The following is a 15,788-nucleotide window of genomic DNA, read 5'->3' as shown; positions in this document are numbered from 1 at the left end:
GGGAGCTCGTCAACCATGAAAGTCGCCGTCTTCAGCAGTAAACCTTATGACATTCGCTTCTTTACCCAGGTCACGCAGTCACAGCACCAGTTCACCTTTCTCGAACCCCACTTGAATGCCCAGACGGCAACGCTCAGCCAGGGGCACGATGCGGTCTGCTGCTTCGTCAACGACAGTGTCGACCGACCAACGCTGGAGCAACTGCACAAGCAGGGCATTTCACTGGTGGCGCTGCGTTGCGCGGGATTCAACAATGTGGATTTGCCAGCAGCCGTTGAGCTGGGCATCACTGTTGCCCGGGTACCCGAATACTCGCCCTTTGCCGTGGCCGAGCATGCCGTCGCGTTGATTCTGGGACTCAACCGTAACTCGCATCGGGCTTACAACCGAGTTCGCGAAAACGACTACAGCCTGCACGGCCTGCTTGGTTTTGATGTGCATGGCAAAACCGTCGGTGTGATCGGTACCGGTAAAATCGGCCAGGCATTCATTCGCATCATGCATGGCTTCGGGTGCCGGGTCATCTGCTACGACCCCTACCCCAGCGACGCAGCCGTTACCGCTGGTGCCGAATACGTTGAACTGGATGAGCTGTGGGCCCACAGCGACATCATTTCTCTGCACTGTCCGCTGGTCGCCTCAACCCGGCACATCATCAACAAAGACACCCTGGCAAAAATGAAGCATGGCGTCATGGTGATCAACACCAGCCGCGGTGCGCTGATCAACACCAGCGATGTCATCACCTCACTGAAAACCGGCGCGGTGGGTTACCTCGGGCTCGATGTCTACGAGGAAGAAGCCGACCTGTTCTTTGAAGACAATTCAGACGACATTTTGCGTGACGATGTGTTTGCCCGCCTACTGACCTTTCGCAATGTGCTGATCACCGGCCACCAGGCGTTCTTCACCAAAGAAGCGCTGCAAGCCATCACCGCGGTCACGCTGGCCAACCTGGATGCCTTTGAGCGTTCTGACCTGAGCGCACTGCACCAGGTATTGCCGCCGGCCTGAACCCCGGAAAACCTTGCGCGCTCATAGAATCCTGAGCCATAAAAAAACCCGCCATCCGGCGGGTTTTTTTTAACCAGTCAGTCTCAAGCCAGCTTGGCTTTTGCCTGCTCGGTCAGTGCAGCAAAGGCAACCTTGTCGTGCACCGCCAGATCCGCCAGGATCTTACGGTCGATTTCGATCGCTGCTTTCTTCAAGCCATTGATGAACTTGCTGTATGACAGACCGTTCACCCGGGCTTCGGCATTGATACGGGCAATCCACAAGGCGCGGAACTGACGCTTACGCTGACGACGGTCGCGATACGCATACTGTCCTGCCTTGATGACCGCTTGCTTGGCCACACGGAAGACTCGTGAACGAGCACCGTAATAGCCTTTAGCCTGGTCCAGTACCTTCTTGTGGCGACGACGAGCCACTACACCACGTTTTACACGTGCCATATTTCTTTCCTCCTAATCCTGTTTTTCAGCCTGCTGTTTTTAACAGCAAGGCCAGACCTTAAATGTAGGGCAGCATGCGCTTGATCAGCGCTACGTCGGACTCAGCAATAAGCTGGGTACCGCGCAGATGACGCTTACGCTTGGTGCTCTTCTTGGTCAGGATGTGGCTGCGGAAAGACTGCTTGTGCTTAAAGCCGTTGGCCGTCTTCTTAAAGCGCTTTGCAGCGCCAGAGTTGCTCTTGATCTTAGGCATTTTCAATCTCCCGATCTACTTCCAATAACCGTGTCGCATCCCCGGTGATGCCTGGTAAACCCGACATCGGGAGCTAACGGTTGCCATGTCGCCCAGTGATGCTTGCGCACCCCGAGCCCCTTCAACGATGGTCTAACCGGCCAAAAGCCTTTCAACCCACCATAAAAAACGACGGCTCCAGGCCGTCGCAGCGCGCAGGATACCAGACCCTGCCGGAATAACCAGCCGTTAAGCTGATTATTCCTGTAAACGCCTTATTTCTTCTTGATTGGCGCCATCACCATGGTCAGCTGACGGCCTTCCATTTTTGGCCGCTGCTCGACTGTTGCCAGATGCTCAAGATCTGTCGCAACGCGAGCCAGCAACTCCATACCCAGTTCCTGGTGAGCCATTTCCCGGCCCCGGAAGCGCAGGGTGACCTTAGTTTTGTCGCCATGCTCAAGAAAACGAGTCAGATTACGCAGCTTGACGTTGTAGTCACCAATGTCGGTGTTCGGCCGGAATTTGACTTCCTTAACTTGCACCTGAACCTGGTTTTTCTTGGCCACTGCCTTGGCTTTCTTCTCTTCGTAGAGTTTTTTGCCGAGGTCCATGATCTTGCAGACCACTGGATCGCCGTTCGAAATTTGCACCAGTTCCAGGCCTTCCTGCTCAGCTTTCTGCAGGGCCTCTTGCAAGGGAACCACTCCGATTTGCTCACCGCCGGAACCGATCAGGCGAACTTCGTCCGCCTTGATCTGATCATTTACGACATGACGGTTAGCCGCCGCTTTTGCACCTTTCGCGTTGCGTTTTATAACTCACTCTCCATTTCTACCAGACGGCCTTTTCGGGCGTTATCCGCGCTGAGTATCTCGATGAACGCGTCAATGGACATGACACCAAGATCTTTGCCCTCTCGGGTGCGGACCGCTACGGCCTCGTTTTCGACTTCCTTATCACCAATAACCAGTAAATAAGGAACTCGCTGAATTGTATGCTCGCGGATTTTAAAGCCGATCTTCTCATTTCTCAAGTCGGCTTTGGCTCTAAACCCTTCAGAAATCAAGCGATTTTGCACTTTTTGTACGAAATCGGCCTGCGCATCGGTGATGTTGCACACCATGGCCTGCACCGGTGCCAGCCAGGGGGGCATCGCCCCGGCATGCTGCTCGATCAGGATGCCAATGAAGCGTTCAAAGCTGCCCAGTGTCGCCCGGTGCAGCATAACCGGTGTCTGCCGGTCGCCATGTTCATCCACATATTGGGCGTCCAGACGACCCGGCATTGAGAAGTCGACCTGAATGGTACCACACTGCCACATCCGACCGAGACTGTCTTTCAGCGTGAACTCCACTTTCGGGCCATAAAAGGCCCCTTCGCCCGGCAACAGCGACCAGGGTTTGCCATAGGCATCCAGCGCCGAGGCCAGTGCCTGCTCGGCACGATCCCAGTCTTCATCGTTACCGACGCGTTTTTCAGGGCGAGTCGACAGTTTCAGAATGACTTCATCGAACCCGAAGTCGTAATAGACCTCGTTCAACATTTCGATGAACTGAGCCACTTCTGACTGGATCTGGGATTCTGCGCAAAAAATGTGGCCATCGTCCTGGGTAAAGCCCCGTACGCGCATGATGCCGTGCAAAGCACCGGAGGCTTCGTTACGGTGGCAGCTGCCGAACTCAGCCAGTCGCAACGGCAGGTCGCGATAGCTTTTCAGACCCTGATTGAACACCTGAATGTGGCAGGGGCAGTTCATCGGCTTGACGGCGTTATCCCGGGATTCACTGTGGGTGGTGAACATGTCGTCACCGAATTTGTCCCAGTGGCCCGACTTCTCCCACAACGACCGGTCAACAATCTGCGGCGTGCGAATTTCCTGGTAGCCATGTTCGCGCTGTTTCTGGCGCATGTACTGCTCGATCACCTGATACAGCGTCCAGCCGTTGGCGTGCCAGAACACCATGCCGGGCGCTTCTTCCTGCAAGTGAAACAGGTCGAGCTTTTTGCCAATCTTGCGATGGTCGCGTTTGGCCGCCTCTTCCAGAAAATGCAGATGCGCTTTCAGTTGCTTCTTGTCGGCCCAGGCAGTGCCGTAGATCCGCTGCAGTTGGGCATTGTTGCTGTCGCCGCGCCAGTAAGCACCGGACACCCGCATCAATTTGAAATGGTGACAGAACTTCATGTTCGGCACGTGCGGACCGCGGCACATGTCGACGTATTCTTCATGGTGGTACAAGCCTGGCCGGTCATCCCGGGCGACGTTTTGCTCCAGAATCTCCAGCTTGTACGGCTCATTGCGTGCCTTGAAAGCGTCTACCGCTTCCTGCCAGCTGACCTTGTGGCGCACCACCGGGTAATTGGTCTTGGCCAATTCCAGCATGCGTTTTTCCAGCGCGACCAGATCGTCTTCGGTCAGACGGTGCTCCATATCGATGTCGTAATAGAAGCCGTTTTCAATGGTCGGGCCGATCGCCATGCGCGCATCCGGCCACAGCTGCTTGACGGCATGGCCAAGCAAGTGAGCGCAGGAGTGCCGGATAATTTCCAGACCGTCGTCGTCTTTCGGCGTAATGATCTCTACCGCTGCGTCACTGCTGACCACATCGACCAGATCAACACGGGCGCCATCAATACGGCCGGCTACCGCGTTTTTGGCAAGGCCAGGGCCGATGTCTTCGGCAATTTGCAGGATGCTGACGGGTTGTTCGAACGAGCGCTGGGAACCGTCTGGAAGGGTAATTACAGGCATTGTGGTGCTCCTTCAGTGGTGACCCCTACCATGGGCCACGTGTTGGATGTCAAAATCACCCGGCGGGTGAACAGGACACATACATTGAGTCGAACTGTTAACAGGCATCTCACCCGAACCTACCCCTACCAAGGGACCGTATTCGAGCGGGCGGCACGCGCCGCCAGCCAGCCAACAGAGCATCGCAGTCTACCGGAAAGCGAACGCCGGTCATACCACTGTCCCACCTGAAAATAGAGTGTTTGAGTAACATTCACCGGGTGCTTTTACCGAACATTGACCGGCCAGTGCACATTTACTTCACGATTGATGCGTAAACTCCGAGCCAATTACACAACAGGAACTGTCAGAATGTGGAAGAAAGCCGTGGTCGTTGTGGCCCTGTTAGCGATTGGTTTTGCCGGCTATCGCTGGATGAATGCACCGGAAGAATCAACGGCCAGCGAGCAACGCCGGGGCAACGCTGCCATGTCAATGCGTGCCGGCATTACCGGGTCGCGCTGGGGGCGCGACGGCGTAGACAGCTCGGCCATTCAGGTGGAAGCTCTGGACGCATCCAGAGCCGCCCATGCGCCACAGATCCCCCTGCTGGGAACCGTTCAGGCAAAGCGCCAGGAAACCATTACCGCCTCCCAGGAGGGCCGGGTCACTGACATTCTGGTCCGGTCGGGTGAGTCGGTCGCCGAAGGTCAGCCTCTATTACGTATTGACGCCCCAGCGATGGACTGGGCGCTGCGCCAGCAACAAGCCAACATCGACCAGCAACAGGCAGGCATTCGCATCGCCGAGCGTCAGCATGAACGCAACCTCGAAGCCCTGGCCATTGCCGAACGGGATCTGGTGCGCGAACAAAACCTGCTGGAACAGGGTTTTTCCAATGAGACCAATGTTGCCGCTGCCCGGCAAACCTGGCGCAGCGCTCAACTGACCGTTGCCAACTACGACGATGAGGCTGCCCAGCGCCAATCGCAACTGGAACAGGCGCTGATAGCACTTGAACAGGTGCAAGACCAGCAACAGGACCTCACCCCCACAGCGCCATTCAGCGCCGAGGTGGTGTCCATCGACACTGCGGTTCAGGTTCAGGTAGATGCCGGTGAAACCCTGCTCAACCTGGTCGACCGGTCTTCGCTGTTTGTGCGCACCCAGGTCCCCCTGCGGGTTTATAGAAGCATCACCGGGACCGACATTGAAGCTACGGCCTGGTTGAACAAGTCGCCCTACCCGCTGACCCTCGACAACCTGGCCGCAACGTCCAACACCGGATCGGTGGACCTGACACTGAACCTGCCAGACAACATTCCGGTGCTGATTAATGAAACCCTGGAAATCAGTCTGACGTTGCCTGCCGTCGAGAGTTTTGCCATTCCTCAGGATGCGGTTTATTACGGCGATCAGATTTACCAGATTACCGATGGCGTGTTGCAAGCCCTGCCCATTCGCATACTCGGTTACCAGCAACGCGATGGCGAACAATGGGCTCTGATTGACAGTGACGCGCTGGATACCGATGCCACCATTCTGACTACCCGACTGTCACAGCCGACCAACGGAACGCCGGTAACGGTGCTCGAACCAGGTGCAACAGCCGCCATCAGCAGCGGAGACAACAACTGATGAACGGTGTCTACGCTAAGCTGCTCGACCATCGCCTCGCGGCCAACCTATTGATGATGGTCGTCATCGGTGCCGGTATCTGGGGGTTACAACAGGTCCGCTCGCAACTGTTTCCCGATACCGAATTGCCCATAGTTCGCGCCAGTATCGACTGGCCGAATGCCGATGCCGAAGCGGTGCGCACCGGCATCGCCGAACCGCTGGATCGCGCCATACAGGATTCGCGGCGGTTCGATTTTGTGCGTTCAACGGCGCGCGAGGGTGGCGTCAGTCTGTTCGCCCGGGTGTCCGACAGCTACACCGCCGCTGAAGGCCTGACCGCCCTGGAAGAAGCCATCGATGGGCTGAATTTGCCCGACGGGGCCGAGGTGGATGACGTTGAAGCCATCGAGATTACTGAACCCGTCGCCAGTGTGTTGATATACGGCGATGTGCAACGCAGCGAACTCGCGGCTATCGGCTATGAAGCCCGACAGACGCTACTGAACCGGGGCATGGCGACGGTTGAGCTGGATGGTGTGCCCGGTCGCGAACGGCTGATCACCATTGACCTTGCCGCCCTGAACTCGCTCGGCATCACGCTGGACACCCTGGCCACCCGCCTAAGCACCCAGTTTGCCATCTCAACGGCAGGGTCAGTCACGGTCGGCCAGAACACCACAGCATTGGTCACCGACGCCCCCGATTGGACAGTCTCGGATTTACAAGATGCCATTGTTGCCCAGAATGCGGACGGTGGTGTGGTGCGCCTATCGCAAGTGGCCAGCGTAGAAGAGCGGTTCGACACCGCCGACATTCTGCGTTACCAGGGGGTGCCCGCCATCAAGCTCGAGATTGAACGCGTCGCCGGAGAAGATACGCTGGAAAACGCGGAACTGCTTGATCAATGGATGAGCGACTTCGCACTGGAACTGCCCTATGGCGTTGGTTTTCACGCCTACAACGAAGTCTGGCGCGTGGTCGAAGCTCAGTTGAACCTGGTGCTGACCAATGGCATCGGTGGCATGATTCTGGTCATACTGGTGTTGTTTGTTTTCCTGCGCACCCGCCTGGCTGTATGGGTCGCGGCGGGCATTCCCATTTCGTTCATGGGCACCCTGGCGTTTATGGGGTATACCGACACCACCATTAACACCATCAGCCTGTTCGGGTTCATCATCGCCATTGGCATTATCGTCGACGATGCCATTGTGGTGGCCGAAGACACGGCAGCACTGGAATCCGAAGGGCTGGCCCCCAGAGAGGCCGCCAAAACAGCAGCCCTGCGCATGATGCCCGCCGTGGTAGCGTCGAGCCTGACGACCATTGCGGCTTTTTTACCGCTGATGCTGATTGGCGGCAGCTTTGGCAACTTTCTGATCGACATTCCCATCGTCGTCACCGCCGCCATTGTCGCCTCGCTGATTGAGTGTTTCATCATTTTGCCCGGCCACCTGGGCCACCACAAACGCATGCGTGAACCCAGTGCCTGGCGGGCGGGGTTTGACGCAGCCTTCGGGAAATTCCGCGACGGCCCCTTTCGCACCCTGGTGGCCTTGTCGATCCGCAATGGCGCCGTTTTTATCGCGGCGCTGGCAATGATCAGCCTGTTCGCACTGGGGGCCGTCACCAGCGGCAAAATCGCTTTCGAGGCGTCGCCGTCTCTGGATCAGCCGACCATGAGCGTCTCGCTCGACCTGCTTGATGGCACCAGCCTCGCTGAGGCGGAGCAGGCACTGGATGAACTCGAAGCCGTAGTCAAGGACATCGACTCATCCGTCGGTGGCGGCCTGATCGATACTATGGTCCACGAGTACAACCAGCTCGATGTACCCAGTCGCGCCGAATTGAACATTTCGCTGACCAGTGACACCGATCGGCCACTGACCAACGCTGAGATACTGCAACGCGTACAGCAGAACTATGACTTGCCCGCCGTCGTGCGCAGCTTTTCCACAGGCCGGTCGTTTCGGGGTCCGGGCGGTGGTGGCGACCTGTCGATTCGACTTGAAGGCAACGACATTGACGAGCTGAAAGAAGCGTCACTATTGCTACAGGCTCAGCTGCAAACGCTGTCGAACCTCAGCGACGTGACCGATGACCTGCCCTTCGACGCCCAGCAGTACCAGCTAACGCGAACCCGCGCCGCTGAAGCCGCTGCCATTGAAATCAGCGATGTGGCGCATCAGGTTTCCTCTCAACTCTCCGGTCTCGAACTGTATACCGTAGAAACCGGCTTTGAACAAATCCCGGTTCGGCTGCAACTGGAGGATCGACAGCGTGAGAGCGAAAGCTGGTTACAATCGTTGCCGATTCAGGTGAGTGACGGCAGCACCCTGCCACTGGGTAGCCTGGTTGATTTTTCCTATCAGAAGGGGCTCGACCGGATCAGTGCCCGCAACGGTGTCCTGTCGGTTACCGTCTCCGGCAGTTACAGTGGCGATCAGTTATCGGATCTGTATGACGTACTGGAGTCCGACATCATGCCAATAGTAACGTCTCAGTTCCCGGTCGATTACGCCATCGAAGGCCAGGCCGAAGAACTGGATGCGTTTTTCAGCGACACCCTGGTCTCGGTACTGATATCCATCGTTCTCATTTATTTTATTCTGGCCTGGGTGTTTGAATCCTGGCTCTGGCCTTTTGCGGTGCTGATCACCGTGCCTTTCGGGTTGATTGGTGCGGTAGCCGGCCACTGGATCATGGACATGCCGTTATCTACGATTTCGATCTTCGGGTTGATCGGCCTCTCCGGCATTGTCATTAACGATTCGATTATTCTGGTAGCGGTGTTCCGTCGCTTGCACGCCCAGGGTCAGTCTCTTTACGAGGCCACCGTGGCGGCAGCAACGTCGCGCTTGCGTCCGGTCATCCTGACGTCGATCACCACCATGGCCGGCCTGTCACCACTGCTGTTCGAAACCAGCATCGATGCGGCCCTGCTCAAACCCATTGCCGTAGGGCTGGTGTTTGGTCTGGGTTTTGGCACCCTGCTGATTTTACTGATGGTGCCGGTGCTGCTTTATAAGATCGGGCAGCTCACCGATTGGGCCAGTAGCCGCAACGACGACCCGCCGGCAACCCGGGCGGTTAATGTCTGACAGGATGGTTACCGATCCAACTCCGCCTGAGCCAACTGTCCGGTTTGTACCTGCCACTGAGACCAGTAAGCACCCTCACCCGTCAGCAGACTGGCGTGGGTGCCCTGCTCCACAATGCGGCCGTGTTCGAGCACCACGATCTGATCGGCATGCACAATGGTCGACAGCCGGTGCGCGATCATAATAACGGTACGGTCTTCCGCGATGTGGGCGAGCGACCGTTGTATCGCTGCTTCGGTTTCGTTGTCGACCGCGCTGGTCGCTTCATCCAGCACCAGCACCGCCGGGTCTTTTAACAGGGCCCGCGCCAGCGATAAACGCTGACGCTGACCGCCGGACAGCTTGACCCCGCGTTCCCCCACCTGGGTATTGAACCGGTCGGGCAGTCGTTCAATAAATTCCAGCGCTTCGGCTGTTTCGGCAGCGGCCTGAATGTCGTCGAGGCTAGCATCGGGCCGGCCATAGGCAATGTTGTCGGCTATCGTGCCATCGAACAGGAACACATCCTGACTGACCAGGCCAATGTGGGTGCGCAGATCGCGCAATGACAGTTGGTGGATGGGTATGCCATCGAGTTCAATCTGCCCTTCGCGGGGTTCGTAAAAGCGCAGCAGCAGTTTCATCAGCGTCGACTTACCCGACCCGGTTGCCCCAACCAGGGCCAGAGTCTTACCGGCGGGCACCTCAATGCTGACGTCATGGACACCGGCACCACTCTGACCATACTCGAAAAAAACCTGCTTGAACTGAACCCGGCCCGCTACCGGGCCGTTGAATACCTGGTCGCCATCGTCCGGAACCGATACGTCGGTGTGAATCAGCACCAGAATGCGGCGGGTGCTGGCCATGGCACGTTCAAACAAATCAATGGTTTGTGCCAGTTCAGTCAGGGGCCATAGCAGACGCTGGGTCAGAAACACCAGCACACCATAGGCACCCACACCGAGCACGCCGTTCAAGACCTGAAAGCCACCGACAACAAAGGTAAACAAAAAGCCGGTTAAAATGGCCATGCGGATTATCGGAATAAATGCCGAACTGATGGCAATGGCCCGGCGGTTTGCTTCGGCATAGGCATCGCTGTCGGCGCGAATCTGTTTGGCTTCCCGCTCTTCAGCGGTAAAGGATTTGATGGTCGCCATGCCGCCAATGTTATTGCTCAGACGGGTCGCCAGCACACCGACCCGCTCACGCACATCCGCATACAGGGGCATGGCTTTTTTCTGAAAGTAGAACGCTCCCCAGATGATCAGCGGGATCGGCGTGAACGCGAGAAAGGCAATGAGCGGTGACAGCACGAAAAAAACCGCACCCACGGCGACAACGGTCACCAGCACCTGAATGATGTCGTTGGCGCCGCCGTCGAGAAACCGTTCCAATTGGTTGACGTCATCGTTCAAGACCGAAATTAATTGCCCACTGCTGCGCGATTCAAAGAAACTCATGTCCTGTCTTTGAATGTGCTCGTAGGCATCCTGCCGAATGTCAGCTTGAAGGTGCTGCGCGAGATTGCGCCACAGAATCATGTACAGATACTCGAACAGGGACTCCCCGGCCCAGATCACAAAAGTCAGCACCGCCAGCGCAATGATCTGCGACTGGGGTGTAACCAGCCCAAGCTGGGCGACAAAACTGGCTTCCTGATTCACCACCACATCGATGGCAATACCAATCAGAATTTCCGGTGCGATATCAAACAGCTTGTTCAGCGCGGAACACACCGTCGCGGCAATAATGCGTCGCCGGTAACCGCGCGCGTATTTCAACAGCCGAATGAGTGATTGAAAACTGGTTGCCGGTGCAATAAACGTCATGTGCGTCCTTAACAATTAAGTCGATGCCTGCTGAATGCGAGCGATGGAATCTTTCTCTTCAATGGGCCAGTGGAGCCAGGCAGCAATAAGGCCGAGCACAATACCCGCAATCCAGATGCCGTCGTAACTCTGATAGTTTTTATACAGCCAGCCCCCCAACCAAACGCCGCTGAAACTACCGACCTGGTGACTGAAAAACACAACACCGTACAGAAAGGTCATGTAACGCGTACCAAACAATACGGCAACCAGGCCTGAGGTCGGCGGTACCGTCGCCAGCCACAGGAAGCCCATGGTGGCACTGAACACCAGTATGGTTACCAGCGACACCGGAATCAGCAAAAAGGCGGTAATGGCCACCACCCGACCCAGGTATATAAATGCCAGAATGGTTCGTTTGGGGCGCAGGCTGCTTTGCACGCCGGCCACGTAAGCGCCGACGACGTTGCATAGGCCGATCAGACTGATACTCCAGGCACCGACCTTCGCATCGAAGCCAAGGTCAACCACATAGCCGGGCATGTGTACGGTAATAAAGGCAACGTGAAAACCACAAACGAAAAAGCCCAGCACCAGCAAGGTATAGGAGCGCACCTTCAACGCCCGCTTGAGAATGGTCCAGAGTGAAGCGTCGATTTTGGGGCTGGAGGTGTCGTTGGCACCCCCGTAAGGCGCCAGCGGCAACGCCAGTACGGCCATGATGAACGCCGATGCACTCAGCCATTGCAGGGCCCGGAACCAGCCAGCCAGATCGACCAGTTCCTGCATCAGCGGCACCACCAGAAACTGGCCAAAGCTGCCAGCCGCGGTACCAACCCCCAACGCCCAGCCCCGGCGGTCTTCCGGAACCGCGCGCGCCAGCGCCGGCAGGACAATGCCAAAGGCAGTACCCGCCACACCGGCACCCACTAATAGACCAGCGGTGGAGACCATGGCCAGCTCAGTGGTCGAATACGACATGCCCCACATGCCTGCGGCGTAACACAACACGCCGGCCAACAGCACCTTAAGATTGCCAAACCGGTCGGCCAGGCCACCGGCAAAAATGGCAATCACACCCCAGGCGAGGTTCTGTACCGCCAGCGCCAGTGACAGCACATCACGGCCCCAGCCCCGCGCTTCGGAAATGGGCTGCATAAAAAGTCCAAACCCGGCCCGATACCCGAACGACAACATCAACAGCAAACACGCACTGATCAGTACCGGCAACACCGGCATCAAACGACCTTTCATGACACGTCTCCGACAGGCACCAGACTGACAGATTGAAAGAAAACAGGCCCGGAACGATACTCCGACCCGGGAAGGAGAACAACGTTCAGAACGCTTCGTCCCAGTACGTCAGGCATCCCAACAAAACCGCCTCAGGCCTCCAAGTCCCAGGGATGGCGGGAAGAAAGACCGCACTGCCGTATATTGCTGGCGGGTTTCTTAATCGATATAGTCATTTGCCCGTCAGCGTCTTAGGGAGTCGACGGCCTGACCTGGTGTCTCCCCTGTTTTGGAGTGAAGCATGACCGACCGCCGCCGTTTGATTCTTATCTGCCTGTGCTTCATTGCCTTTATTTCGCTGGGCCTGCCCGACGGCTTGCTGGGCGTTGCCTGGCCCGGTATCCGGGCTGATTTCGAGCAGCCTCTGGATGCCCTGGGCTGGCTGCTGGTGGCGACCACAACCGGCTATATGATCAGCAGCTTTTTCAGCGGAGCGGTCAGTCGCTTTTTCGGCATCGGACGGCTGCTGGCCATCAGTTGCACGCTTACAGGCGCCGCCCTGCTGGCCTTTACAGTGGTTCCTGTCTGGGCCGCTTTCGTGATTCTTGGCACGCTGGTGGGTGTGGGCGCCGGAGCCATTGATGCCGGCCTGAATACTTACGTTGCCGAACATTACAGCGAGCGGCTGATGCAGTGGTTGCACGCCAGTTTTGGCGTAGGCATCACGTTGGGTCCGCTGATCATGACCGCCATGCTCAATCTGACCGGGCAGTGGTCGCCCGGCTATTGGCTGGTCGGCAGTGCCCAGATCTTTCTGGGCATCTGTTTCTTCGTCTCTGCGACGCTGTGGGAAGCACCCGCACCCACCAAAGCTGAGCCCAGCCTGACCGAGGACGCCGGTAAAGTCGCCTTGTCACACCCGGCAACAGACGCTGAACCGCATTCGGAAAGAACGTCCGCCAGTTTCGCCTCCTCCCTCGCAACACCGGCAGTTTGGCTAAGCATGGGCCTGTTTTTCGCCTATACCGGGCTGGAGCTGACACTGGGTTTGTGGGGGTATTCACTGCTGACCGAATCCCGCGGGGTAGAGGCTGCTGCCGCAGGTCTGTGGATCGCCATTTACTGGGGCATGTTTACGCTGGGCCGCATGGTTGCCGGTGTGTTTGCCAATCACCTGGGCAACCACCGCCTGGTCTCTTACAGCCTGATTCTGGCGCTGGCCGGTGCGGTTTTGCTTGCCTGGAACCCGGTGGCCTGGGTGGGTTTAATGGCCATTGGCGTGGTCGGTTTTGCCTTCGCTCCCGTGTTTCCCGGCCTGGTATCAGGCACGCGTTTGCGAGTTGGCGAGGCCCACCTCGCCAACACCATGGGCATGCAGATTGCCGCAGCGGGCATTGGCGCAGCCTGCCTGCCGGCCCTGGCCGGCGTATTGGCCGACCGCCTGTCGCTGGAAATTGTGCCCGCCTTTCTGATGGTCTTTATCGCCGTGTTGAGTTTGTTATACGGCGCCTCCCGGCGTCTCGGGCGGCGCCAGATCGACATCAACCCGATTGATCACTGAGGTTTTACTGCCCGAAAGCTTGATGACCGGCGTCTGCAGCATCAGCGAATTAGGGAAGGTCATCAAATCGCCCTTATCGTGCCGGATCATGACGTGAAAGGAGGATATCTCCTCGATCTCACCGGTCAGATCAAAATCGGCATTGAGAATTCGAACGCGGTCACCAATCCGGTACGGAAACTGGAAAAAGATGATCATGCTGGCGGTCAGATTACTGAGAATTGACCATTGGGCGAACATCGCAATGCCGATGACCGCAAACAGCGACGACAGAAATACCGTGAGCTCGCCGTATTCAATGCCAAACGTCAGCCCCACCGCGATCAGGTAGCTGACGGCATGCACCGTTCGCAGCAATTTGCGCACCAGCGCCTTGCGTTGCACCGGTACATCCTTGGTTTCGACCCAGCGACGGATGAAATAGTTCAGGGACTTGTGGGTGATGAAAAAGCCGACTAACAGCGCAAGAAAAACCACGTATTGCCAGGACACTTGCGAAGACTCCTTGCCAGAACGATGAGAGTTTACGACCTTCAGACCCGATATCGGGTGCCTCAGGCTCATGAATTGCTTACACTTTACCGCAAATCATCAGTACGTCGAGAGATAGGCTTTGACTCAGCAACCACAACGCGGCGGTTTTTTCAGTAATCTGCTGTTCAACATCATCATCCCCGTCGTGATACTCAGCAAATTCAGCGGGCCAGACCGGCTCGGCCCTGCCTGGAGCATCGTGGTCGCCCTGGCCTTCCCAATTGGTTATGGCCTCTGGGAAATGCGCCAGACGGGCAAACTGAACGCCATGTCGGTTATTGGTGTGATCAGTGTGTTTCTGACGGGTGGCATCAGCCTGCTGCAACTCGACCCGAAATACATAGCCATTAAAGAAGCCGCCATTCCCGGCCTGTTGGGCCTGGCCGTGCTGATTAGCCAGAAAACCCGGTGGCCGCTGGTGCGCACGCTTATTTTCAACGCTCAGTTGATTGCCATAGATCGCGTCAACCAGGCACTCGACCAACGCGGCACCCACCGGCAACTCGAACAAAGCCTGTCGCTGGTTTCCTATATTGTTGCCACCTCCTTCTTTTTGTCATCCGTACTGAATTATGTGCTGGCCAGAATAATTCTCGTCAGCCCGCCTGGAACCACGGCGTTCAGCGAAGAGCTGGGGAAAATGACGGCCCTGAGTTATCCGGTCATCGCGTTGCCCAGCACCGTTGTACTGATGATTGCTATCTTTTTTCTGCTTTACCGGCTCAAGAAACTGACCGGACTGGATCTCGAGTCTTTGCTGGTTGAACAACAGTCCGCCAAAGACAACGACAAAGAAGCGACAGAGCCCAAATAACCACAGCAACAGGCATAAAAAAGGCGGGGAATCCCCGCCTTGAGCGTATCGAATGTATGAGTGGCACTTACCGGTTAGCCATCAACCAGAGAACGCACCTCCTGACTCACTATCCCCTGACTCACTGCAGGTCGGTGGATATACCCCTCGATACTGATCTATCAGTGCAAGGTCGCACTGCCGACAACGCCGGCGCGACCGTATTCCTGTGTTGCTTCCTGGACAGCACGGAATCGCTCGATTTCGAGGTCTGCCGGGCCACCATTCTGCAAATGAAAATCGTACAGAGTGCTGATCAACGTTGATAACACGTCGTTGTTGTTCAACAACCCTTCTTCAATGCCCGAGGCCGACAGGATATCGGCAATAGGCTCCAGGTTAGCTTGCAATTCACCCTCCTCATCACGACTTATTTCCAGGGCGCCGAAATCAAACGATTCAGAAACGATCAGCTCGAACTGTCTTACATCATTCATAGCCTTACCTCGCTCTTAAGAGCCTCGATCGGAAGCAGCGTGCAGAACCACCCGAGGCTCTCAGGGTGGCTGCGTGGATAGACCGATTGCGAACGCAATCCCCTACACCATACTAGAAAGCGGCGCATCCGCCAAATAACGGGGCCTGGGGGCCTATCGCCCCGACACTCAATACTCTTCACAACCAGCAGATCATGGTTCACCTGCCGTTCAGTCAGTGGGGTCTACACTGAACTCAACGG

13 protein-coding genes are annotated in these 15,788 nt (G+C 56.8%); 5 read left to right on the top strand and 8 right to left on the bottom strand.

From position 1 onward, the window contains the following. Positions 1 to 15: 15 nt before the first annotated feature. Positions 16 to 1,014: a 2-hydroxyacid dehydrogenase gene (locus EP166_RS01950; protein WP_127555128.1), complete on the top strand. Its 999-nt coding sequence runs from the start codon at positions 16 to 18 to the stop codon at positions 1,012 to 1,014. Between the two features lie 83 nt (positions 1,015 to 1,097). Here the strand turns inward: EP166_RS01950 and rplT are convergent, their stop codons facing one another. The 4 genes from rplT to thrS all read right to left on the bottom strand — a co-directional run bounded on the left by rplT (position 1,098) and on the right by thrS (position 4,438). Next, a complete protein-coding gene (gene rplT, locus EP166_RS01945) occupies positions 1,098 to 1,454 on the bottom strand; it encodes a 50S ribosomal protein L20 (RefSeq protein ID WP_127555127.1) in 357 nt (118 codons plus the stop codon). A gap of 58 nt (positions 1,455 to 1,512) precedes the next feature. Continuing rightward, positions 1,513 to 1,707, bottom strand: coding sequence for a 50S ribosomal protein L35 (gene rpmI / locus EP166_RS01940; protein ID WP_127555126.1), 195 nt, complete (start codon positions 1,705 to 1,707; stop codon positions 1,513 to 1,515). A gap of 254 nt (positions 1,708 to 1,961) precedes the next feature. Beyond that, a complete protein-coding gene (gene infC / locus EP166_RS01935; RefSeq protein WP_127555125.1) occupies positions 1,962 to 2,504 on the bottom strand; it encodes a translation initiation factor IF-3 in 543 nt (180 codons plus the stop codon). After that, positions 2,501 to 4,438 carry a threonine--tRNA ligase gene (gene thrS / locus EP166_RS01930; RefSeq protein ID WP_127555124.1) on the bottom strand — a complete coding sequence of 646 codons (1,938 nt, stop codon included), beginning with the start codon at positions 4,436 to 4,438 and terminating at the stop codon, positions 2,501 to 2,503. Before thrS ends, infC begins: the two co-directional genes overlap by 4 nt. Before the next feature lie 351 nt (positions 4,439 to 4,789). Between thrS and EP166_RS01925 the strand changes: the two genes are divergently transcribed. Beyond that, on the top strand, positions 4,790 to 6,055 hold the full coding sequence (locus tag EP166_RS01925) for an efflux RND transporter periplasmic adaptor subunit (RefSeq protein ID WP_164743777.1): 1,266 nt from the start codon (positions 4,790 to 4,792) through the stop codon (positions 6,053 to 6,055). Next, positions 6,055 to 9,135 (top strand): efflux RND transporter permease subunit, encoded by a 3,081-nt coding sequence (locus EP166_RS01920; protein WP_127555122.1) that lies wholly within the window; start codon positions 6,055 to 6,057, stop codon positions 9,133 to 9,135. The genes EP166_RS01925 and EP166_RS01920 overlap by 1 nt, the downstream gene beginning before the upstream one ends. Positions 9,136 to 9,143: 8 nt before the next feature. Here EP166_RS01920 and EP166_RS01915 read toward each other — a convergent pair whose 3' ends face one another. Both EP166_RS01915 and EP166_RS01910 read right to left on the bottom strand, forming a co-directional pair. Beyond that, entirely contained in the window at positions 9,144 to 10,949 is a 1,806-nt protein-coding gene (locus EP166_RS01915) for an ABC transporter ATP-binding protein (protein ID WP_127555121.1), read from the bottom strand. A 15-nt stretch (positions 10,950 to 10,964) separates the two neighbouring features. Next, positions 10,965 to 12,182, bottom strand: a complete 1,218-nt coding sequence (locus tag EP166_RS01910) for an MFS transporter (RefSeq protein WP_127555120.1) — start codon at positions 12,180 to 12,182, stop codon at positions 10,965 to 10,967. A gap of 280 nt (positions 12,183 to 12,462) precedes the next feature. On the opposite strand from EP166_RS01910, the gene EP166_RS01905 reads away from it, so the two are divergent. After that, a complete protein-coding gene (locus EP166_RS01905; RefSeq protein ID WP_127555119.1) occupies positions 12,463 to 13,722 on the top strand; it encodes an MFS transporter in 1,260 nt (419 codons plus the stop codon). On the opposite strand, the gene EP166_RS01900 is transcribed toward EP166_RS01905, so the two are convergent. Further along, the gene (locus tag EP166_RS01900; RefSeq protein ID WP_246026196.1) at positions 13,660 to 14,214 is read right to left on the bottom strand and encodes a mechanosensitive ion channel family protein; all 555 of its coding nucleotides are present in this window, start codon (positions 14,212 to 14,214) and stop codon (positions 13,660 to 13,662) included. The genes EP166_RS01905 and EP166_RS01900 overlap by 63 nt on opposite strands. Before the next feature lie 121 nt (positions 14,215 to 14,335). On the opposite strand from EP166_RS01900, the gene EP166_RS01895 reads away from it, so the two are divergent. Then, the gene (locus tag EP166_RS01895; RefSeq protein WP_127555117.1) at positions 14,336 to 15,070 is read left to right on the top strand and encodes a VC0807 family protein; all 735 of its coding nucleotides are present in this window, start codon (positions 14,336 to 14,338) and stop codon (positions 15,068 to 15,070) included. 161 nt (positions 15,071 to 15,231) lie between these two features. Here EP166_RS01895 and EP166_RS01890 read toward each other — a convergent pair whose 3' ends face one another. Beyond that, positions 15,232 to 15,546 carry a hypothetical protein gene (locus EP166_RS01890; protein WP_028669587.1) on the bottom strand — a complete coding sequence of 105 codons (315 nt, stop codon included), beginning with the start codon at positions 15,544 to 15,546 and terminating at the stop codon, positions 15,232 to 15,234. Between the last annotated feature and the right edge of the window lie 242 nt (positions 15,547 to 15,788).

The organism is Saccharospirillum alexandrii (genome assembly GCF_004000275.1).
GTDB classification, from domain to species: domain Bacteria; phylum Pseudomonadota; class Gammaproteobacteria; order Pseudomonadales; family Natronospirillaceae; genus Saccharospirillum; species Saccharospirillum alexandrii.
The sequence above is the reverse complement of the archived record's forward strand: the minus strand, read 5'-3'. Positions and strand labels throughout refer to the sequence as shown.